Below are 20,314 nucleotides of genomic sequence, written 5' to 3'. Positions count from 1 at the left end.
TTCGAACAGTCGCCGCACAGCAAGAGGCGGAGCGGAACCGGGCCCACCGGCGAGCCGCGCACCACCACCTCGCGGCTCTAGGGGATCGATGACTGAGTATGGCCGGGGCCAGGGCTCCGAACCGTGGGGTCCGGAGGACCCGTTGTACGGGGACGGCGGATGGGCAGGACAGCAGGCCCAGGCGGCCCAGCAGTCCCCCTACGGCGGCCGGCCGCAGCAGCACTACCCGCAGCAGCCGCAGCAGCAGTACGACGACGGCACCTGGTCGGGCCAGGACCAGCAGGGCTACGACCAGGCGCAGCAGCAGTACCCGTACGACCAGCAGGGCTACGGCCGGCAGGACGGCTACGACCAGCAGCAGTACGACCCCCAGCACCAGCAGCAGTACCCCGCACAGCAGCACCAGCAGCAGCACGAGCAGCAGCAGCACCAGCAGCACCAGCAGCACCAGCAGCAGGGCTACGACGCCGGGGGCTGGGGCGCCGGCGGTCAGGCGCCCGTCCAGTACCCCGTCGACCCCGCGGACCCGTACGGACAGCAGACCGCCGCCTACGGCACTGAGCAGCCGGACTTCTACGGCACCCCGGACGCCTACCCGCCGCCCGAGCCGCCCGCCCGGCGGCGCACCGAGCCCGAGCCGGAGCGCGCCGACTGGGACCCGGGCCCCGACCAGGGCGAACACGCCTTCTTCGCGGGCGGCGACGCGGACGAGGACGGCGACGACGACGGCGCGGCCGGTGCCGGGCGCGGTGAGCGCCGGGGGCGCGGGAGCAAGCCCAGGAAGAGACGCAACGGCTGTGCCTGTCTCGTCGTCTGCCTGGTCCTCGGCGGAGGCGTGGCGGGCGTCGGCTATTTCGGTTTCCAGTTCTACCAGGATCGTTTCGGCACGGCCCCGGATTTCGCGGGCGACGGAAATGGCGAGCAGGTCACCGTCACCATTCCCAAAGGGGCGGGCGGCTCGGTCATCGGCCAGGTGCTCAAACGGCAGGGCGTGGTCAAGAGCGTCGACGCCTTCATCGCCGCGATCCAGAGCAATCCCGACGGCAAGAGCATCCAGGACGGCGTCTACACGCTGCAGAAGGAGATGTCGGCCGACAGCGCGGTCCGACTCATGCTCAGCCCCAAGAGCCGCAACAACCTGATCATCGCCGAGGGCAAACGCAATGCCGACGTCTACGAACTCATCGACAAACGCCTCGAAGTCGACGACGGCACCACCGCGAAAATCGCCGAGTCCCAGTGGAAGAGTCTCGGCCTTCCCGACTGGGCGATGAACCACCCGAATGTCAAGGACCCGCTGGAGGGCTTCCTCTATCCGTCCAGCTATCCGGTGGCCAAGGGGCAGAAACCGAAGGACGTCCTGGAGCAGATGGTGGCGCGGGCGGCCGACAAGTACGAGGAACTCGGCTTCGAGAAGAAGTCGAAGGAACTCGGCCTCGACGGCCCGTGGCAATTGGTGACGGTCGCCAGCCTGGTGCAGGCCGAGGGCAAGACGCACGACGACTTCCGGAAGATGTCCGAGGTCGTCTACAACCGGCTCAAGACCAGCAACACCGAGACCAACCAACTGCTCCAGTTCGACTCGACGTACAACTACCTGAAGAAGCAGAGCGACATCCACATCAGCGAGTCCGAGATCAACGGCAACAAGGACCCGTACAACACGTACACCAACCGGGGTCTGCCGCCCGGACCCATCGGCAACCCCGGCGACGAGGCGCTCCAGGCCGCGCTGAACCCCACGGACCAGGGCTGGCTGTACTTCGTGGCCGTCGACGGGGTGCACCGGACCGAGTTCGCCAGGACCAACGACGAGTTCGAGAAGCTCAAGGACGAGTTCAATGCCAGTTCCGGCAACTGACGCCCGCCGGGCCGCCGTGCTCGGCTCCCCGATCGGCCACTCCCTCTCCCCGGTGCTGCACCGGGCCGCGTACGCGGAGCTGGGCCTCACGGGCTGGACGTACGACCGCTTCGACGTGGACGAGGCGGCCCTGCCCGGCTTCCTCGACAGGCTGGGGCCCGAGTGGGCGGGGCTGTCGCTGACCATGCCGCTGAAGCGGGCGGTGATCCCGCTGCTCGACGGGATCAGCGCGACGGCGGCCGCGGTGGACGCGGTGAACACCGTGGTCCTCACCGCGGACGGACGCCGGACCGGCGACAACACCGACATCCCCGGCATCGTCGCCGCGCTGCGCGAGCACGGCGTCGACAAGGTCGAGTCCGCGGCGATCCTCGGCGCCGGCGCCACCGCCTCCTCCGCGCTCGCCGCGCTCACCCGGGTCTGCGCCGGCGAGATCGCCGTCTACGTGCGCAGCGAGGCCCGCGCCGCCGAGATGCGGGGCTGGGCCGAGCGACTGGAGGCCGAGGTGCGCCTGGCGGACTGGGACCGCGCCGAGGAGGCGCTGCGCGCCCCGCTGGTCGTGGCCACCACCCCGGCCGGTGCCACCGACGCGCTCGCCGCCGCCGTACCGCGGACCCCGGCCACCCTCTTCGACGTGCTGTACGAGCCCTGGCCGACCGCGCTGGCCGCCCGCTGGTCGGCGCACGGCGGGGCCGTGGTCAGCGGCCTGGACCTGCTGCTGCACCAGGCGGTGCTCCAGGTGGAGCAGATGACGGGCCGCGCCCCGGCCCCGCTCGCCGCCATGCGCACCGCGGGCGAACGGGCCCTCGCCGCCCGCGCCTCGAAAGCCTGACGGTACGGTCCGGCCGGGGGCGGGCGGGCGCTCGCCCGGTGGTGGCCGAAAGCGGTGGGTGCTCGGGCGGTGGGTGCTCGGGCGGTGGGTGACGGGCGATGGGTGACGGGCGGGCGTCGGAGACTCGGCGGCGCGCGGGCGGATCGATGTCCGGTTGGTGGACCGCCACCCGGGGCGCCCGTGCGGACATGGGAGGATTGGGGACGGCGGATCAGGGCCGCGCACCCGGTCGCGCCGTGATGACCCACAGGGCGCTGGAGACTGAGGAGCACCGTTGAGCAGGTTGCGCTGGCTGACCGCGGGGGAGTCCCACGGTCCCGCACTCGTCGCGACGCTGGAGGGCCTGCCCGCGGGCGTGCCGATCACCACCGACATGGTGGCGGACCACCTGGCGCGGCGCCGGCTCGGCTACGGGCGCGGCGCGCGCATGAAGTTCGAACGGGACGAGGTCACCTTCCTCGGCGGCGTCCGGCACGGCCTCTCCCTCGGCTCCCCGGTCGCCATCATGGTCGGCAACACCGAGTGGCCCAAGTGGGAACAGGTCATGGCCGCCGACCCGGTCGACCCGGAGATCCTCGCCGGACTCGCCCGCAACGCCCCGCTGACCCGGCCCCGGCCCGGCCACGCCGACCTCGCGGGCATGCAGAAGTACGGCTTCGACGAGGCCCGGCCGATCCTGGAGCGGGCCTCCGCGCGGGAGACGGCCGCCCGGGTCGCGCTGGGCGCGGTCGCCCGGTCGTACCTGAAGGAGACGGCCGGCATCGAGATCGTCAGCCATGTCGTCGAACTCGCCGCCGCCAAGGCGCCCTACGGCGTGTACCCGACCCCGGCGGACGTCGAGAGGCTGGACGCCGACCCGGTGCGCTGCCTGGACGCCGACGCCTCCAAGGCGATGGTCGCGGAGATCGACCAGGCCCACAAGGACGGCGACACCCTCGGCGGCGTGGTCGAGGTCCTGGCGTACGGCGTCCCGGTCGGCCTCGGCTCGCACGTGCACTGGGACCGCAGGCTGGACGCCCGGCTCGCCGCCGCCCTCATGGGCATCCAGGCGATCAAGGGTGTCGAGGTCGGCGACGGCTTCGGCCTCGCCCGGGTGCCGGGCTCCAAGGCGCACGACGAGATCCTCGCCACCCCCGAGGGCATCAAGCGGGCCTCCGGCCGCTCCGGCGGCACCGAGGGCGGCCTGACCACGGGCGAACTGCTGCGGGTGCGCGCCGCGATGAAGCCGATCGCCACCGTGCCGCGCGCCCTGAAGACCGTGGACGTCGTCACCGGCGAGGAGGCCGCCGCCCACCACCAGCGCTCCGACGTGTGCGCGGTGCCGGCCGCCGGCATCGTCGCCGAGGCCATGGTCGCCCTCGTCCTCGCCGACGCGGTCGCCGAGAAGTTCGGCGGCGACTCCGTGACCGAGACCCGGCGCAACGTCACCTCCTACCTCGACGCCCTGGCCATCCGATGACCGCACCGCTGCTCGTCCTGGTCGGCCCGATGGGGGTCGGCAAGTCCACCGTCGGAGCCCTGCTCGCCGAGCGGCTGGGCACCGCCTACCGGGACACCGACGACGACATCGTCGCCGAGCAGGGCCGGACCATCGCCGAGATCTTCGTCGAGGACGGCGAGAGCGCCTTCCGGGAGATCGAGAAGCGGGCGGTACGCCGGGCGCTCGCCGAGCACGACGGCGTCCTCGCCCTCGGCGGCGGCGCGATCCTCGACGCGGACACCCGCGCGCTCCTGGGCGGCCTGCGGGTGGCCTACCTCTCCATGGACGTCGAGGAGGCGGTCAGGCGCACCGGCCTCAACGCCGCCCGCCCGCTGCTCGCGGTCAACCCCCGCAAGCAGTGGCGCGAGCTGATGGAGGCCCGGCGGCACCTGTACGAGAGCGTCGCCACCGCCGTCGTGGCCACCGACGGCCGTACCCCCGAAGAGGTCACCCAGGCCGCCCTGGACGCACTGGAGTTGAAGGAAGCATGAGCGAGGCAGTCACCCGGGTCCAGGTCGGCGGCACCGCCGGCAGCGAGCCCTACGAGGTGCTGGTGGGCCGTCAGCTCCTGGGCGAGCTGGCGGGACTGATCGGGCCGAAGGCCAAGCGGGTCGCCGTCATCCACCCCGAGGCGCTCGCCGAGACCGGCGACGCGCTCCGCGCCGACCTCGCCGGGCAGGGCTACGACGCGATCGCCATCCAGGTGCCCAACGCCGAGGAGGCCAAGACCGCCGAGGTCGCCGCCTACTGCTGGAAGGCGCTCGGCCAGTCGAACTTCACCCGGACCGACGTCGTCGTCGGCGTGGGCGGCGGCGCCACCACGGACGTGGCCGGGTTCGTCGCCGCGACCTGGCTGCGCGGCGTGCGCTGGATCGCGGTGCCGACCACCGTGCTCGCCATGGTCGACGCGGCCGTCGGCGGCAAGACCGGCATCAACACCGCCGAGGGCAAGAACCTCGTCGGCGCCTTCCACCCCCCGGCCGGCGTCCTGTGCGACCTCGCCGCCCTGGACTCCCTCCCGGTCCACGACTACGTCTCCGGGCTCGCCGAGGTCATCAAGACCGGGTTCATCGCCGACCCGGTGATCCTCGACCTCATCGAGTCCGACCCCGAGGGCGCCCGCAGCCCGGCCGGACCGCACACCGCCGAGCTGATCGAGCGGTCCATCCGGGTCAAGGCCGAGGTCGTCTCCTGCGACCTGAAGGAGGCGGGCCGCCGGGAGATCCTCAACTACGGGCACACCCTCGGCCACGCCATCGAGAAGAACGAGCGCTACAAGTGGCGGCACGGCGCCGCGGTGGCGGTGGGCATGCACTTCGCCGCCGAGCTGGGGCGGCTGGCCGGCCGCCTGGACGACGCCACCGCCGACCGGCACCGCTCCATCCTGGAGTCGGTCGGGCTCCCGCTGCACTACCGCTACGACCAGTGGCCCAAGCTGGTGGAGAACATGAAGGTGGACAAGAAGTCCCGCGGCGACCTGCTGCGCTTCATCGTCCTCGACGGCCTCGCCAAGCCCACCGTCCTGGAGGGTCCCGACCCGGCCGTCCTGCTCGCCGCCTACGGGGAGGTCGGGCAGTAGGTTCCGCGGCGTCCCTTCCGCCCGATTCGCCGTGCCCGGCGGGCACTTCGGACCGCCCCCGCCCGTTCACCGAAGGACGGCCGGGGGCGGTACCGTTCGGTAGCAGAGCGGGGGCCCGCCCCCGCGGTCAGCGCCCATCGCCCGCCCGCGGCGAGTCCACCGACGGGGCGCGCCGGTGCGCAGAGGTCGAGCGCGGTGCGGCCCCGGGGGCCGCGCACGGTCGCCTCTCGCGGCACCGGCCGCGGCACCCCCTCGGGCGGACCGAGCCCGGACAGAACGAGACGGAGTGGCACCGGATGCAGCACGCAGTGGGTTCTCCGCTGCCGCCGCCCCACCAGCCGGGGCACGGACCGGCCGTCGGCTGGTCCCCGGCCGCACACCACCCGGACCCACCCCCGGACCCCCACCGGGCCGCCACTCCGGTACCTCCTCCGCCGCCGCCCGCACAGCCACCGAGCGCCGGCCGGCCTTGTCATCCCGGCCAGGCACCGGGGGTCGGGCAGCCTGGTCACGCCGGTCAGGTGCCGCACGGCGGTCAGCCCGGTCAGGCGGGTCAGGCGCCGCATCCCGGGCAGCCCGGTCACACCGGCCACGCGCCGGGTGCCGCTCAGCCCGCTCACGTAGGTCAGCCTCCGCACCCCGCCCCGCCCCGCCCCGCCGCGGTGCCGCCGCACCACGTCGTCCCACCGCCCGCCCCGGCGGCTCCGGCGGCCCCGCCCCCGCCGGACACCACCGGGCACGTCCCGCTGCCCCCCGGCGGACCCGTCGCCGCGCCCGCCGCGCCGACGGCCGCCAGTGCCGCGCCGGACCCCGCGACGACCACCCTCGCCGTGCTGCTGATAGGCCCCGCCGGGGCCGGGAAGACCAGCGTCGCCAAGTACTGGGCGGAGCACCGCCGCGTGCCCACCGCCCACATCAGCCTCGACGACGTACGCGAATGGGTGCGCTCGGGGTTCGCCGACCCGCAGTCCGGGTGGAACGAGCACTCCGAGGCCCAGTACCGCCTGGCCCGCCGCACCTGCGGCTTCGCCGCGCGCAACTTCCTCGCCAACGGCATCTCCTGCGTCCTGGACGACGCCGTCTTCCCCGACCGCCCGGTCGTCGGCCTCGGCGGCTGGAAACGGCACGTCGGCCCCGGCCTGCTCCCCGTCGTCCTCCTCCCCGGCCTGGACGTCGTCCTGGAGCGCAACGCCGAGCGCAGCGGCAACCGCCGCCTCACCGACGAGGAGGTCGCCCGCATCCACGGCCGCATGGCCGGGTGGTACGGGTCGGGCCTGCCCATCATCGACAACTCCCAGCTCGACGTACCGGAGACGGCCCGCGTCCTGGACGACGTCCTCACCCGCTCCCTGGCCAGCCCTCCGAACTGGTAGCCGACCGGCGGACGCCCACTCGGCCCCGCCCGACCGGCGCGGTCCGCCCGCCGCTCGTACGCTCGGCACATGTCAGAGGTGTACGCGGCCCGCCGGACGCGCCTACGGGAACGCTGCAATGCGGGCGGCAGCGCGGCGGCGCTCGTCTCCCGGCCCGCCAACGTGCGCTATCTCGCGGGCGCCGCCCCGCACGGCGCCGTCCTGCTCCTGGGCAGGACCGGGGACCTGCTGCTGTGCGGCGGGCCACCGGCCGACCGCCCCGCCGACGGCCGGCCGGACGAGGCCGTGCAACTGCGGGTCCTGCCCAAGCCCGGCGGTGACCCGGCCGTCGCCGCCGCCGGACTCGCCGCCGGCCAGGGCGCCGACTCCCTCGCCGTGGAGGAGCACCACCTCACCGTCGCCCGGCACCGCGCCATGCGCTCGGTCGCCCCCCGGCTGCGCCTGGCCGACCTCGGCGGGGCGGTCGAACAGCTCCGGGTGGTCAAGGACGAGGAGGAGATCTCCTGCCTGCGCATCGGCGCGGAGATCGCCGACCAGGCCCTCGGCGAACTGCTCGAATCCATCCTGGTAGGCCGCACCGAGCGGCACCTCGCCCTGGAGCTGGAACGCCGCCTGGTCGACCACGGTGCCGACGGCGCCGCCTTCCCCACCTCCGTCGGCACCGGCCCGAATTCCGGCCGACCCGGCCACCGCCCCACCGACCGCCGGGTGGAGGAGGGCGACTTCCTCTCCGTCTGCCTCGGCGCCACCTACCGCGGCTACCGCTGCGAGATCGGCCGTACGTTCGTCATCGGCACCTCGCCCGCCGACTGGCAGATCGAGCTGTACGACCTCGTCTTCGCCGCCCAGCGGGCCGGCCGGGAGGCCCTCGCACCCGGTGCCTCCTGCCGTGACGTGGACCGCGCCGCCCGCCAGGTACTGGACTCCGCGGGCTACGCCGACCACCTTCCGGCGCTCACCGGACACGGCGTCGGGCTCGAAATCGACGAGGACCCTCAGTTGACCCCGGCGGCCATGGGTAAACTGGACGCTTGTGTGCCGGTCACCGTCGAACCGGGGGTCCACCTCCCGGGCCGGGGCGGTGTCCGGATCGATGACACGCTCGTCGTACGCCCCGAGGCGGACGGCGGACCCGAGCTACTCACCATCACGACCAAGGAGCTGCTCGCGCTCTAGCCTCGCGCTGTGCGCGCCACGCCGCCCCGGGGTCGTCCACGTCAGTTACGTCCAGGAGATTCCGCAACCGTGGCTTCCACGAACGACCTCAAGAACGGCATGGTGCTCAAGCTCGAAGGCGGCCAGCTCTGGTCCGTCGTCGAGTTCCAGCACGTCAAGCCCGGCAAGGGCCCCGCCTTCGTGCGCACCAAGCTCAAGAACGTGCTCTCCGGCAAGGTGGTCGACAAGACCTTCAACGCCGGCGTCAAGGTCGAGACGGCCACTGTCGACAAGCGCGACATGCAGTTCTCGTACATGGACGGCGAATACTTCGTCTTCATGGACATGGAGACGTACGACCAGCTCCACGTCGACCGCAAGGCCGTCGGTGACGCCGCCAACTTCCTGATCGAGGGCTTCACCGCCACCGTCGCCCAGCACGAGGGCGAGGTGCTCTTCGTCGAGCTGCCCGCCGCCGTCGAGCTGACCGTCCAGGAGACCGAGCCGGGCGTCCAGGGCGACCGCTCCACCGGCGGCACCAAGCCGGCCACGCTGGAGACCGGTCACCAGATCCAGGTCCCGCTCTTCATCACCACCGGTGAGAAGATCAAGGTCGACACCCGCACCAGCGACTACCTCGGCCGGGTGAACAGCTAACCGTGGCTGCCCGCAACACGGCCCGCAAACGCGCCTTCCAGATCCTCTTCGAGGGCGACCAGCGAGGCGTCGACGTCCTGACCGTCCTCGCGGACTGGGTCCGGCACGCCCGCAGCGACACCCGGCAGCCGCCGGTGAGCGAGTACACGATGGAGCTGGTCGAGGGGTACGCGCAGTACGCGGCGCGCATCGACGAGCTGATCGCCCAGTACGCGGTGGGCTGGACGCTGGACCGGATGCCGGTCGTCGACCGGAACATCCTGCGGCTCGGCGCCTACGAGCTGATCTGGGTCGACGGAACACCGGACGCGGTCGTACTCGACGAGGCGGTGCAGTTGGCGAAGGAGTTCTCGACGGACGAGTCGCCGTCGTTCGTCAACGGGCTGCTCGGCAGGCTGAAGGAACTGAAGCCGACGCTCAGGCGCGGCTAGCCCCCCCCGGGGGGGGGCGTCCAGGGCATCGGGCGTCCAGAAGCAGCCGGAACACACGCCGCCGGGGTGGCCGGAACCGTAGAGTTCCGGCCACCCCGGCGGCACGTTTCTGCGGGGACCGCGGGGGCGGGGTCAGACCTCTTCGTGCGAGGCCACCGCGCGCCGCGCGTCCGCGTCCAGCACGCCCCAACTGATGAGCTGCTCGGTCAGGACCGAGGGCGACTGGTCGTAGATCACGGCGAGTGTGCGCAGGTCGTCCTGGCGGATCGACAGCACCTTGCCGTTGTAGTCACCGCGCTGCGACTGGATCGTGGCCGCGTAGCGCTGGAGCGGGCCGGCCTTCTCGGCGGGCACCGTGGCCAGCCGCTCCAGGTCCAGGACCAGCTTCGGCGGCGGCTCGGCGGCGCCGCCGGGGGTCGTGCCCGGAAGCAGCTCCTGCACCGGCACGCCGTAGAAATCCGCCAGCTCGGCGAGGCGCTGCACGGTCACGGCACGGTCGCCGCGCTCGTACGAACCGACCACGACGGCCTTCCAGCGTCCCTGGGACTTCTCCTCGACACCGTGGAGGGAAAGGCCCTGCTGGGTGCGGATGGCCCGGAGCTTGGCCCCGAGCTGTTTGGCGTATTCGCTGGACATATGGCTCCCCGGACACTGTGTCGACGCCACGGGCTTGGATTCCCGCCGCGCGGCTGGTAACTCACTGTGAGGTTACGCAGCGTTACTCTCCCGCGTCAAGCCGAATGGTCCGCACCGACGCTTCCGTGGCGGCGGGACCCCGCTGCGCCGAACGGGTGACAGGGGTCCTCCGATGGGGTGACGGGGGGCACGTCGGGGCCCTCCGGGGCACCTGCTACCGTGGATGGCGCAAATCCGACGTCCTTTAAGGTCCGTCCCGTGAGGCGGAGAAGGAGGTCCGTTTCGTATGGACACACAGCCCGGTTCACCCTCCGACGCACGGCCCGTTCTCGAGGGCCCCGACATCGCACGGGTACTGACCCGTATCGCCCACGAGATCGTCGAACGCGCCAAGGGCGCCGACGACGTGGTACTCCTCGGCATCCCGACGCGGGGCGTCTTCCTCGCCCGCCGGCTCGCCGCCAAGCTGGAGCAGATCACCGAGCGCAAGGTCCCCTGCGGCTCGCTCGACATCACCATGTACCGCGACGACCTGCGCATGCACCCGCCGCGTGCGCTGGCCCGCACCGAGATCCCCGGTGACGGCATCGACGGCCGCCTCGTCGTCCTCGTCGACGACGTCCTCTTCTCCGGCCGCACCATCCGCGCCGCCCTCGACGCCCTGAACGACATCGGGCGCCCCCGCGCGGTGCAGTTGGCCGTGCTCGTCGACCGGGGCCACCGCGAACTGCCCATCCGCGCCGACTACGTCGGCAAGAACCTCCCCACGTCGCTGCGGGAGACGGTCAAGGTCCAGTTGGCCGAGGAGGACGGTCGCGACACCGTGCTGCTCGGCGCCAAGGCCGACCAGTAGCACCTCGGGCACCGGGCCGCTCCGGCGTGCCCACGCGTGCCCCGGCGTGCCCGAATCCTCCCGAATGAACTGCCTTACGGAGCCTGACAGATGCAGCGTCATCTCATCTCGGCCGCCGACCTCACCCGCGACGACGCCGTCCTGATCCTCGACACCGCCGAGGAGATGGCCCGGGTCGCGGACCGGCCGATCAAGAAACTGCCCACCCTGCGCGGGCGTACCGTCGTCAACCTCTTCTTCGAGGACTCCACCCGGACCCGGATCTCCTTCGAGGCCGCCGAGAAGCGCCTGTCCGCGGACGTCATCAACTTCACCGCCAGGGGCTCCAGCGTCTCCAAGGGCGAGTCCCTGAAGGACACCGCCCAGACGCTGGAGGCCATGGGCGTGGACGCCGTGGTCATCCGGCACGGCGCCTCCGGGGCCCCGTACCGGCTCGCCACCTCCGGGTGGATCGACGCCCATGTCATCAACGCCGGTGACGGCACGCACCAGCACCCCACGCAGGCCCTGCTGGACGCGTTCACCATGCGCCGCCGGCTGGTCGGCCGGGACGCCGGGCTCGGCAAGGACCTCGGCGGACGCCGCATCACCGTCGTCGGCGACGTCCTGCACAGCCGCGTCGCCCGCTCCAACGTCGACCTGCTGCACACCCTCGGCGCCGAGGTCACCCTGGTCGCCCCGCCCACGCTGCTGCCGGTCGGCGTCGAGACCTGGCCCTGCGCGGTCTCCTACGACCTGGACTCCACGCTCACCAAGTCCGACGCGGTGATGATGCTGCGCGTGCAGCGCGAGCGGATGAACGCCGCGTTCTTCCCCACCGAGCGCGAGTACTCCCGCCGCTACGGCCTGGACGGCGACCGCATGGCGCGGATGCCCGAGCACGCCATCGTGATGCACCCCGGCCCGATGGTCCGCGGCATGGAGATCACCGCCGAGGTCGCCGACTCCGACCGCTGCACCGTCGTCGAGCAGGTCGCCAACGGCGTCTCCATCCGCATGGCCGTGCTGTACCTGCTGCTCGGCGGCAACGAGCCCGCCCAGACCCGCACCGAGGAGAAGTAAGACCATGAGCAAGATCCTGATCCGCGGTGCGAAGGTGCTCGGCGGCGAGCCGCAGGACGTCCTGATCGACGGCGAGACCATCGCGGCGGTCGGCACCGGCCTGGACGCCCAGGGCGCCGAGGTCGTCGAGGCCGCCGGCCGGGTGCTGCTGCCCGGCCTGGTCGACCTGCACACGCACCTGCGCGAGCCCGGCCGGGAGGACTCCGAGACGGTGCTGACCGGCACCCGCGCGGCGGCGTCCGGCGGCTACACCACCGTGTTCGCCATGGCCAACACCTTCCCCGTGGCCGACACCGCGGGCGTCGTCGAGCAGGTCTGGCGGCTCGGCAAGGAGTCCGGCTACTGCGACGTACGGCCGGTCGGCGCCGTCACCGTCGGCCTGGAGGGCGTCAAGCTCGCCGAACTGGGCGCCATGCACGACTCCGCGGCCGAGGTCACCGTCTTCTCCGACGACGGCAAGTGCGTCCACGACGCGGTGATCATGCGCCGGGCGCTGGAGTACGTGAAGGCGTTCGACGGTGTCGTCGCCCAGCACGCCCAGGAGCCGCGGCTGACCGAGGGCGCCCAGATGAACGAGGGCGTCGTCTCCGCCGAGCTGGGCCTCGGCGGCTGGCCGGCGGTCGCCGAGGAGTCGATCATCGCCCGGGACGTGCTGCTCGCCGAGCACGTCGGCTCCCGCGTGCACATCTGCCACCTGTCCACCGCCGGGTCGGTGGAGATCGTCCGCTGGGCCAAGTCCCGCGGCATCCAGGTCACCGCCGAGGTCACCCCGCACCACCTCCTGCTCACCGACGAGCTGGTGCGCTCGTACGACCCGGTCTACAAGGTGAACCCGCCGCTGCGTACCGAGCGGGACGTGCGCGCGCTGCGCGAGGCCCTCGCCGACGGCACCATCGACATCGTCGCCACCGACCACGCCCCGCACCCGCACGAGGACAAGGACTGCGAGTGGGCCGCCGCCGCCATGGGCATGGTCGGTCTGGAGACCGCGCTGTCGGTGGTGCAGGCGACCATGGTGGACACGGGCCTGCTGGACTGGGCCGGCGTCGCCGACCGGATGTCCGTCCAGCCCGCGCGGATCGGCCGGGCCGCCGGCCAGGGCCGTCCCGTCTCGGCTGGTGAGCCCGCCAACCTCACCCTGGTCGACACGGAATACCGTGGGCCCGTGGACCCCGCGGGCTTCGCCTCGCGCAGCCGCAACACCCCCTACGAGGGACGCGAGCTGCCGGGCCGTGTCACCCACACGTGGCTCCGGGGCAAGGCGACGCTCGTCGACGGGAAGCTCACGTGACACCTGTAATCCTGCTGGCCGCCGAGAAGGAATCGGCGCAAGTGACCGACTGGGCGGCCCGGCTCGGCTGGGTCGTCGGCCTCGGCCTGTTCGTCGCGCTCGTCTACTGGCTGATGCGCGAGGGCTGGAAGTGGCGCGGCACCCTCCAGAGCGACCTGCCCGCCCTGCCCGCCGCGCCCGAACCGCCCGGACCGGCCAGACTGACGATGAGCGGCCGCTACCACGGCTCCACCACCGCCGGGCAGTGGCTGGACCGCATCGTCGCGCACGGCCTGGGCACCCGCAGCCGAGCCGACCTCACGCTCACCGACGCGGGACTGGACGTCGTACGCCCCGGCGCCAGCGACTTCTTCGTCCCGCTCGCCGCGCTGCGCGAGGCCCGCCTCGACAAGGGCATCGCCGGCAAGGTCCTCACCGAGGGCGGACTGCTGGTGATCACCTGGGCGCACGGCGGCAAGCTGATCGACTCCGGCTTCCGCTCCGACCACGCGGCCGAGCACAACGAGTGGGTCGAGACATTGAACGACATGATCAACAAGACGGAAACGGAAGGCGCACGATGACGACCTCCACCAGGGGAACCACCAGGGTTCCCGCCGTACTCGTCCTGGAGGACGGCCGGATCTTCCGCGGCCGTGCCTACGGGGCCGTGGGGGAGACCTTCGGCGAGGCCGTCTTCTCCACCGGCATGACCGGTTACCAGGAGACCCTGACCGACCCGTCGTACGCCCGGCAGATCGTCGTGGCGACCGCCCCGCAGATCGGCAACACCGGCTGGAACGACGAGGACGACGAGTCCCGGCGCATCTGGGTCTCCGGCTATGTCGTCCGCGACCCCGCGCGGGTGCCGTCCAACTGGCGCTCCCGGCGCTCGCTGGACGACGAGCTGTCCCGCCAGGGCGTCGTCGGCATCTCCGGCATCGACACCCGCGCCCTCACCCGCCACCTGCGCGAGCGCGGCTCGATGCGGGCCGGCGTCTTCTCCGGCGAGGCCCTCGCCGACGACGCCGCCCTCCTCTCGCGCGTGCTGGAGCAGCCGCACATGAAGGGCGCCAGCCTCTTCGAGGAGGTCGCCACCCAGGAGGCGTACGTCGTCCCCGCGATCGGCGAGAAGCGGTTCACCGTCGCCGCCGTCGACCTCGGCATCAAGGGCATGACCCCGCACCGCATGGCCGAGCGCGGCATCGAGGTGCACGTCCTGCCGGCCACCGCCACCGTCGAGGACATCTACGCCGCCGAGCCGGACGGCGTGTTCTTCTCCAACGGCCCCGGCGACCCGGCCGCCGCCGACCACCCGGTCGCCGTGATGCAGGGCGTCCTGGAGCGCGGCACCCCGCTGTTCGGCATCTGCTTCGGCAACCAGATCCTGGGCCGCGCCCTCGGCTTCGGCACCTTCAAGCTGAAGTACGGCCACCGCGGCATCAACCAGCCCGTGCAGGACCGTACGACCGGCAAGGTCGAGGTCACCGCGCACAACCACGGATTCGCCGTCGACGCCCCGCTCGACAAGGTCTCCGACACCCCCTACGGCCGCGCCGAGGTCTCCCACGTCTGCCTCAACGACAACGTGGTGGAGGGGCTCCAGCTCCTCGACCGGCCGGCCTTCAGCGTCCAGTACCACCCCGAAGCGGCAGCGGGCCCCCACGACGCCGCCTACCTGTTCGACCGCTTCGTTTCCCTGATGGAGGGCCAGCGTGCCTAAGCGCACCGATATCCAGTCCGTCCTGGTCATCGGCTCCGGCCCGATCGTCATCGGTCAGGCCGCCGAGTTCGACTACTCCGGCACCCAGGCGTGCCGCGTGCTCAAGGCCGAGGGCCTGCGCGTCGTCCTGGTGAACTCCAACCCGGCGACGATCATGACCGACCCGGAGATCGCCGACGCCACCTACGTCGAGCCGATCACCCCCGAGTTCGTCGAGAAGATCATCGCCAAGGAGCGTCCCGACGCCCTGCTGCCCACCCTGGGCGGCCAGACGGCCCTGAACACCGCGATCTCCATGCACGAGCAGGGTGTGCTGGAGAAGTACGGCGTCGAGCTGATCGGCGCCAACGTCGAGGCCATCAACAAGGGCGAGGACCGCGACCTCTTCAAGGACGTCGTCGAGGAGGTCCGCAAGAAGATCGGCCACGGCGAGTCCGCCCGGTCCGTGATCTGCCACTCCATGGAGGACGTCCTCGCGGGCGTCGACACGCTCGGCGGCTACCCCGTCGTCGTCCGCCCCTCCTTCACCATGGGCGGCGCCGGTTCCGGCTTCGCCCACGACGAGGAGGAACTGCGCCGCATCGCCGGGCAGGGCCTCACCCTCTCGCCGACCACCGAGGTCCTCCTGGAGGAGTCCATCCTCGGCTGGAAGGAGTACGAGCTGGAGCTGATGCGCGACAAGAACGACAACGTCGTGGTCGTCTGCTCCATCGAGAACTTCGACCCCATGGGCGTGCATACCGGCGACTCGATCACCGTGGCGCCCGCGATGACCCTGACCGACCGCGAGTACCAGGTGCTGCGCGACGTCGGCATCGCGATCATCCGCGAGGTCGGCGTCGACACCGGCGGCTGCAACATCCAGTTCGCGGTGAACCCGGCCGACGGCCGCGTCATCGTGATCGAGATGAACCCGCGCGTCTCCCGCTCCTCGGCGCTCGCCTCCAAGGCGACCGGCTTCCCGATCGCGAAGATCGCCGCCAAGCTGGCCGTCGGATACACGCTGGACGAGATCCCCAACGACATCACCGAGGAGACCCCGGCCTCCTTCGAGCCGACCCTCGACTACGTGGTCGTCAAGGCGCCCCGGTTCGCCTTCGAGAAGTTCCCGTCCGCCGACTCCACCCTCACGACCACCATGAAGTCGGTCGGCGAGGCCATGGCGATCGGCCGGAACTTCCCCGAGGCGTTCCAGAAGGCGCTGCGCTCGCTGGAGAAGAAGGGCAGCCAGTTCGCGTTCACCGGCGAGCCGGGCGACAAGCAGACCCTCCTGGAGGAGTCCGTCCGCCCGACCGACGGCCGGATCAACACCGTGATGCAGGCCATCCGCGCGGGCGCCACCCCCGAGGAGGTCTTCGAGTACACCAAGATCGACCCCTGGTTCGTCGACCAGCTCTTCCTCATCAAGGAGATCGCCGACGAGATCGCCGGGGCGCCCGAGCTGACCCGTGAGCTGCTCGCCGACGCCAAGCGGCACGGCTTCTCCGACCAGCAGATCGCCGAGATCCGCGGACTGCGCGAGGACGTCGTCCGCGAGGTGCGGCACGCGCTCGGCGTCCGCCCGGTCTACAAGACGGTCGACACCTGCGCCGCCGAGTTCGCCGCCAAGACGCCGTACTTCTACTCGTCGTACGACGAGGAGACCGAGGTCGCCCCGCGCGAGAAGCCCGCGGTGATCATCCTGGGCTCCGGCCCCAACCGCATCGGCCAGGGCATCGAGTTCGACTACTCCTGCGTCCACGCCTCCTTCGCGCTGAGCGAGGCCGGGTACGAGACCGTGATGGTCAACTGCAACCCGGAGACCGTCTCCACCGACTACGACACCTCCGACCGGCTGTACTTCGAGCCGCTCACCCTGGAGGACGTCCTGGAGGTGGTGCACGCCGAGGCGCAGGCCGGCCCGATCGCGGGCGTCATCGTCCAGTTGGGCGGCCAGACCCCGCTCGGCCTCTCCCAGGCCCTCAAGGACAATGGCGTGCCGATCGTCGGCACCTCGCCGGAGGCCATCCACGCCGCCGAGGACCGCGGCGCCTTCGGCCGGGTGCTGGCCGAGGCGGGCCTGCCCGCCCCCAAGCACGGCACCGCCACCACCTTCGCCGAGGCCAAGGCCATCGCCGACGAGATCGGCTACCCGGTCCTGGTGCGCCCCTCCTACGTCCTCGGCGGACGCGGCATGGAGATCGTCTACGACGAGACCCGCCTGGAGTCCTACATCGCCGAGTCCACCGAGATCAGCCCCTCCCGGCCGGTCCTGGTCGACCGCTTCCTCGACGACGCCATCGAGATCGACGTCGACGCCCTGTACGACGGCGAGGAGCTGTACCTCGGCGGGGTCATGGAGCACATCGAGGAGGCCGGCATCCACTCCGGCGACTCGGCGTGCGCGCTGCCCCCGATCACGCTGGGCGGCTTCGACATCAAGCGGCTGCGCGCCTCCACCGAGGGCATCGCCGCGGGCGTCGGCGTGCGCGGCCTGATCAACATCCAGTTCGCGCTGGCCGGGGACATCCTGTACGTCCTGGAGGCCAACCCGCGTGCCTCGCGGACCGTGCCCTTCACCTCCAAGGCGACCGCGGTGCCGCTGGCGAAGGCCGCCGCCCGGATCTCGCTCGGCGCCACCATCGCCGAACTGCGCGCCGAGGGCCTGCTGCCGGCCCACGGCGACGGCGGCGAGCTGCCGCTGGACGCGCCGATCTCCGTCAAGGAGGCCGTGATGCCGTGGTCCCGCTTCCGGGACATCCACGGCCGCGGCGTCGACACCGTCCTCGGCCCGGAGATGCGCTCCACCGGCGAGGTCATGGGCATCGACTCCGTCTTCGGCACGGCGTACGCCAAGTCGCAGGCGGGCGCCTACGGGCCGCTGCCGACCAAGGGACGGGCGTTCATCTCGGTCGCCAACCGCGACAAGCGCTCGATGGTCTTCCCGGCCCGCGAGCTGGTCGCGCACGGCTTCGAGCTGCTCGCCACCTCCGGCACCGCCGAGGTCCTCCGGCGCAACGGCATCAACGCCACCGTCGTGCGCAAGCAGTCCGAGGGCACCGGCCCCAACGGCGAGAAGACCATCGTGCAGCTCATCCACGACGGCGAGGTCGACCTCATCGTCAACACCCCGTACGGCACCGGCGGCCGGCTGGACGGCTACGACATCCGTACGGCGGCCGTGGCGCGGTCCGTGCCGTGTCTGACGACCGTCCAGGCGCTGGCGGCGGCGGTGCAGGGCATCGACGCCCTCAACCACGGAGACGTGGGCGTCCGGTCGCTCCAGGAACACGCGGAGTTCCTGACCGCGGCCCGCGACTGACAGCCCGAGGGGGACACCGGCGGACGGTGTCCCCCTCTTCGTGAGGCCCCCCGCCCGTGAGGTATCCCGAGGACATCATGTACAAGATCTTCTTCAAGCTCGTCTTCTCCCAGATGGACCCGGAGCGGGCGCACCACCTCGCCTTCCGCTGGGTCCGGCTCGCCGCCCGCGTACCCGTGCTGCGGACCTTCGCCGCCGCCGCGCTCGCCCCGCGCCACAAGGAGCTGCGCACCGAGGCCCTCGGCCTGCGCATGCACGGCCCCCTCGGCCTCGCCGCCGGCTTCGACAAGAACGCCGTCGGCATCGACGGCATGGCCATGCTCGGCTTCGACCACGTCGAGATCGGCACCGTCACCGGGGAACCGCAGCCCGGCAACCCCAAGAAGCGGCTGTTCCGGCTGGTCGCCGACCGCGCGCTGATCAACCGCATGGGCTTCAACAACGACGGCTCGCTGGCCGTCGCCGCCCGCCTGGCCTCCCGCCGGCCCGTCTTCCGCACGGTCGTCGGCGTCAACATCGGCAAGACCAAGGCGGTCCCCGAGGCGGAGGCCGTCGCCGACTACGTGAAGTCGGCCGAGCGGCTGGCCCCGTACGCCGACTACCTCGTCGTCAACGTCTCCTCGCCGAACACGCCGGGCCTGCGCGACCTCCAGGCCACCGAGGCGCTGCGCCCGCTGCTGACGGCCGTCCGCGAGGCCGCCGACCGGGTGGCCGCCGCCCGCCGCGTACCGCTGCTGGTCAAGATCGCCCCCGACCTGGCCGACGAGGACGTCGACGCGGTCGCCGACCTCGCCGTCGAACTGGGTCTGGACGGCATCATCGCCACCAACACCACCATCGCACGCGACGGACTCGGTCTGGAATCCGGACGCTCCCTGGTCCAGGAGGCCGGCGGCCTGTCCGGCGCCCCGCTCAAGGCCCGCTCCCTGGAGGTGCTGCGCCGCCTGTACGCACGCGTGGGCGACCGGATCACCCTGGTCGGCGTCGGCGGCGTGGAGACCGCCGAGGACGCCTGGCAGCGCATCCTCGCGGGCGCCACCCTGGTCCAGGGCTACAGCGCGTTCATCTACGAGGGTCCCATCTGGGCCCGCGCCCTCCACAAGGGCCTCGCCGCCCGTCTGCGGCAGAGCCCGTACGCCACCCTCGCCGACGCGGTCGGCGCCGATGTGAGGAATCCCGCATGACCGAGCCCTTCGGCGCGAGGCTGCGCCGGGCCATGGACGAGCGCGGCCCGCTGTGCGTGGGCATCGACCCGCACGCCTCCCTGCTCGCCGAGTGGGGCCTGGCCGACGACGTGGCCGGCCTGGAGCGGTTCAGCCGCACGGTCGTCGAGGCGGTGGCCGACCGGGTCGCCGTCCTCAAGCCGCAGAGCGCCTTCTTCGAGCGGTTCGGCTCCCGCGGCGTCGCCGTCCTGGAGAAGTCCGTGGCGGAGGCGCGGGCCGCCGGGGCGCTGGTGGTGATGGACGCCAAGCGCGGCGACATCGGCTCCACCATGGCCGCGTACGCCGAGTCCTTCCTGCGCGAGGGCGCCCCGCTGTACTCGGACGCGCTGACCGTCTCGCCGTACCTCGGCTACGGCTCGCTGAAGCCGGCCGTCGACCTGGCGCGCGAGAGCGGCTCCGGCCTGTTCGTGCTGGCGCTGACCTCCAACCCCGAGGGCGGCGAGGTCCAGCACGCCGTGCGGGACGACGGACGGACCGTCGGGGCGACCGTGCTGGCCCACCTCGCGGCCGAGAACGCGGGGGCGGAGCCCCTCGGCTCCTTCGGCGCGGTGATCGGCGCCACCCTCGGCGACCTCTCCGCGTACGACCTCGGCATCAACGGTCCGCTGCTCGCGCCCGGCATCGGCGCCCAGGGGGCCGCCCCGGCCGACCTTCCCCGGGTCTTCGGTTCCGCGCTGCGCGACGTGGTGCCGAACGTCAGCCGGGGAGTGCTGCGGCACGGGCCCGACGCGGGCGCGCTACGCGCGTCCGCCGACCGGTTCGCGGACGAGATCCGATCCGTCCTCGCCGCCGCCTGAGCCGGCCCGACCCTGGATACATCCTCAAATCCGAGGAAGTATGTCCTAAATGTCGGGCCTCATGGAGGCTGACCAGGACTT

18 protein-coding genes are annotated in these 20,314 nt (G+C 72.1%); 17 read left to right on the top strand and 1 reads right to left on the bottom strand.

What is annotated here, in order from left to right; all coding sequences use genetic code 11:
• Positions 1–88: 88 nt before the first annotated feature.
• The 9 genes from mltG (at position 89) to nusB (ending at position 9,368) form a co-directional block, all read left to right on the top strand.
• Positions 89–1,861, top strand: coding sequence for an endolytic transglycosylase MltG (gene mltG, locus ACFY32_RS09300; protein ID WP_390673810.1), 1,773 nt, complete (start codon positions 89–91; stop codon positions 1,859–1,861).
• Positions 1,842–2,693, top strand: a complete 852-nt coding sequence (locus ACFY32_RS09295; RefSeq protein WP_390673809.1) for a shikimate dehydrogenase — start codon at positions 1,842–1,844, stop codon at positions 2,691–2,693. The genes mltG and ACFY32_RS09295 overlap by 20 nt, the downstream gene beginning before the upstream one ends.
• 274 nt (positions 2,694–2,967) lie before the next feature.
• On the top strand, positions 2,968–4,152 hold the full coding sequence (gene aroC / locus ACFY32_RS09290; protein WP_359194149.1) for a chorismate synthase: 1,185 nt from the start codon (positions 2,968–2,970) through the stop codon (positions 4,150–4,152).
• Positions 4,149–4,664 (top strand): shikimate kinase, encoded by a 516-nt coding sequence (locus ACFY32_RS09285; RefSeq protein WP_359194146.1) that lies wholly within the window; start codon positions 4,149–4,151, stop codon positions 4,662–4,664. The genes aroC and ACFY32_RS09285 overlap by 4 nt, the downstream gene beginning before the upstream one ends.
• On the top strand, positions 4,661–5,752 hold the full coding sequence (gene aroB, locus ACFY32_RS09280; RefSeq protein WP_390673808.1) for a 3-dehydroquinate synthase: 1,092 nt from the start codon (positions 4,661–4,663) through the stop codon (positions 5,750–5,752). The genes ACFY32_RS09285 and aroB overlap by 4 nt, the downstream gene beginning before the upstream one ends.
• A gap of 296 nt (positions 5,753–6,048) precedes the next feature.
• The gene (locus tag ACFY32_RS09275) at positions 6,049–7,125 is read left to right on the top strand and encodes an AAA family ATPase (protein WP_390673807.1); all 1,077 of its coding nucleotides are present in this window, start codon (positions 6,049–6,051) and stop codon (positions 7,123–7,125) included.
• Positions 7,126–7,194: 69 nt separating this feature from the next.
• Positions 7,195–8,301: an aminopeptidase P family protein gene (locus tag ACFY32_RS09270; protein ID WP_359194137.1), complete on the top strand. Its 1,107-nt coding sequence runs from the start codon at positions 7,195–7,197 to the stop codon at positions 8,299–8,301.
• A 69-nt stretch (positions 8,302–8,370) separates the two neighbouring features.
• Positions 8,371–8,937, top strand: coding sequence for an elongation factor P (gene efp / locus ACFY32_RS09265; protein WP_359194135.1), 567 nt, complete (start codon positions 8,371–8,373; stop codon positions 8,935–8,937).
• A gap of 2 nt (positions 8,938–8,939) precedes the next feature.
• Entirely contained in the window at positions 8,940–9,368 is a 429-nt protein-coding gene (gene nusB, locus ACFY32_RS09260; RefSeq protein WP_359194132.1) for a transcription antitermination factor NusB, read from the top strand.
• 132 nt (positions 9,369–9,500) lie between these two features.
• On the opposite strand, the gene bldD is transcribed toward nusB, so the two are convergent.
• Positions 9,501–10,004: a transcriptional regulator BldD gene (gene bldD, locus ACFY32_RS09255; protein WP_190206437.1), complete on the bottom strand. Its 504-nt coding sequence runs from the start codon at positions 10,002–10,004 to the stop codon at positions 9,501–9,503.
• Positions 10,005–10,290: 286 nt separating this feature from the next.
• On the opposite strand from bldD, the gene pyrR reads away from it, so the two are divergent.
• The 8 genes from pyrR (at position 10,291) to pyrF (ending at position 20,233) form a co-directional block, all read left to right on the top strand.
• A complete protein-coding gene (gene pyrR / locus ACFY32_RS09250) occupies positions 10,291–10,857 on the top strand; it encodes a bifunctional pyr operon transcriptional regulator/uracil phosphoribosyltransferase PyrR (protein ID WP_359194128.1) in 567 nt (188 codons plus the stop codon).
• Positions 10,858–10,947: 90 nt separating this feature from the next.
• The gene (locus tag ACFY32_RS09245; RefSeq protein ID WP_390673806.1) at positions 10,948–11,919 is read left to right on the top strand and encodes an aspartate carbamoyltransferase catalytic subunit; all 972 of its coding nucleotides are present in this window, start codon (positions 10,948–10,950) and stop codon (positions 11,917–11,919) included.
• A gap of 4 nt (positions 11,920–11,923) precedes the next feature.
• Positions 11,924–13,210 carry a dihydroorotase gene (locus ACFY32_RS09240; protein ID WP_390673805.1) on the top strand — a complete coding sequence of 429 codons (1,287 nt, stop codon included), beginning with the start codon at positions 11,924–11,926 and terminating at the stop codon, positions 13,208–13,210.
• Positions 13,207–13,773, top strand: coding sequence for a hypothetical protein (locus ACFY32_RS09235; RefSeq protein ID WP_359194120.1), 567 nt, complete (start codon positions 13,207–13,209; stop codon positions 13,771–13,773). Before ACFY32_RS09240 ends, ACFY32_RS09235 begins: the two co-directional genes overlap by 4 nt.
• Positions 13,770–14,912, top strand: coding sequence for a glutamine-hydrolyzing carbamoyl-phosphate synthase small subunit (gene carA, locus ACFY32_RS09230; RefSeq protein ID WP_359194117.1), 1,143 nt, complete (start codon positions 13,770–13,772; stop codon positions 14,910–14,912). Before ACFY32_RS09235 ends, carA begins: the two co-directional genes overlap by 4 nt.
• The gene (gene carB, locus ACFY32_RS09225; RefSeq protein WP_359194113.1) at positions 14,905–18,213 is read left to right on the top strand and encodes a carbamoyl-phosphate synthase large subunit; all 3,309 of its coding nucleotides are present in this window, start codon (positions 14,905–14,907) and stop codon (positions 18,211–18,213) included. Before carA ends, carB begins: the two co-directional genes overlap by 8 nt.
• 77 nt (positions 18,214–18,290) lie before the next feature.
• Positions 18,291–19,397: a quinone-dependent dihydroorotate dehydrogenase gene (locus ACFY32_RS09220; protein ID WP_390673804.1), complete on the top strand. Its 1,107-nt coding sequence runs from the start codon at positions 18,291–18,293 to the stop codon at positions 19,395–19,397.
• A complete protein-coding gene (gene pyrF / locus ACFY32_RS09215; RefSeq protein ID WP_359194107.1) occupies positions 19,394–20,233 on the top strand; it encodes an orotidine-5'-phosphate decarboxylase in 840 nt (279 codons plus the stop codon). Before ACFY32_RS09220 ends, pyrF begins: the two co-directional genes overlap by 4 nt.
• The last annotated feature ends 81 nt before the right edge of the window (positions 20,234–20,314 follow it).

The organism is Streptomyces sp. NPDC000134 (assembly GCF_042899225.1).
In the GTDB taxonomy this organism is placed as follows: domain Bacteria; phylum Actinomycetota; class Actinomycetes; order Streptomycetales; family Streptomycetaceae; genus Streptomyces.
The sequence above is the reverse complement of the archived record's forward strand: the minus strand, read 5'-3'. Positions and strand labels throughout refer to the sequence as shown.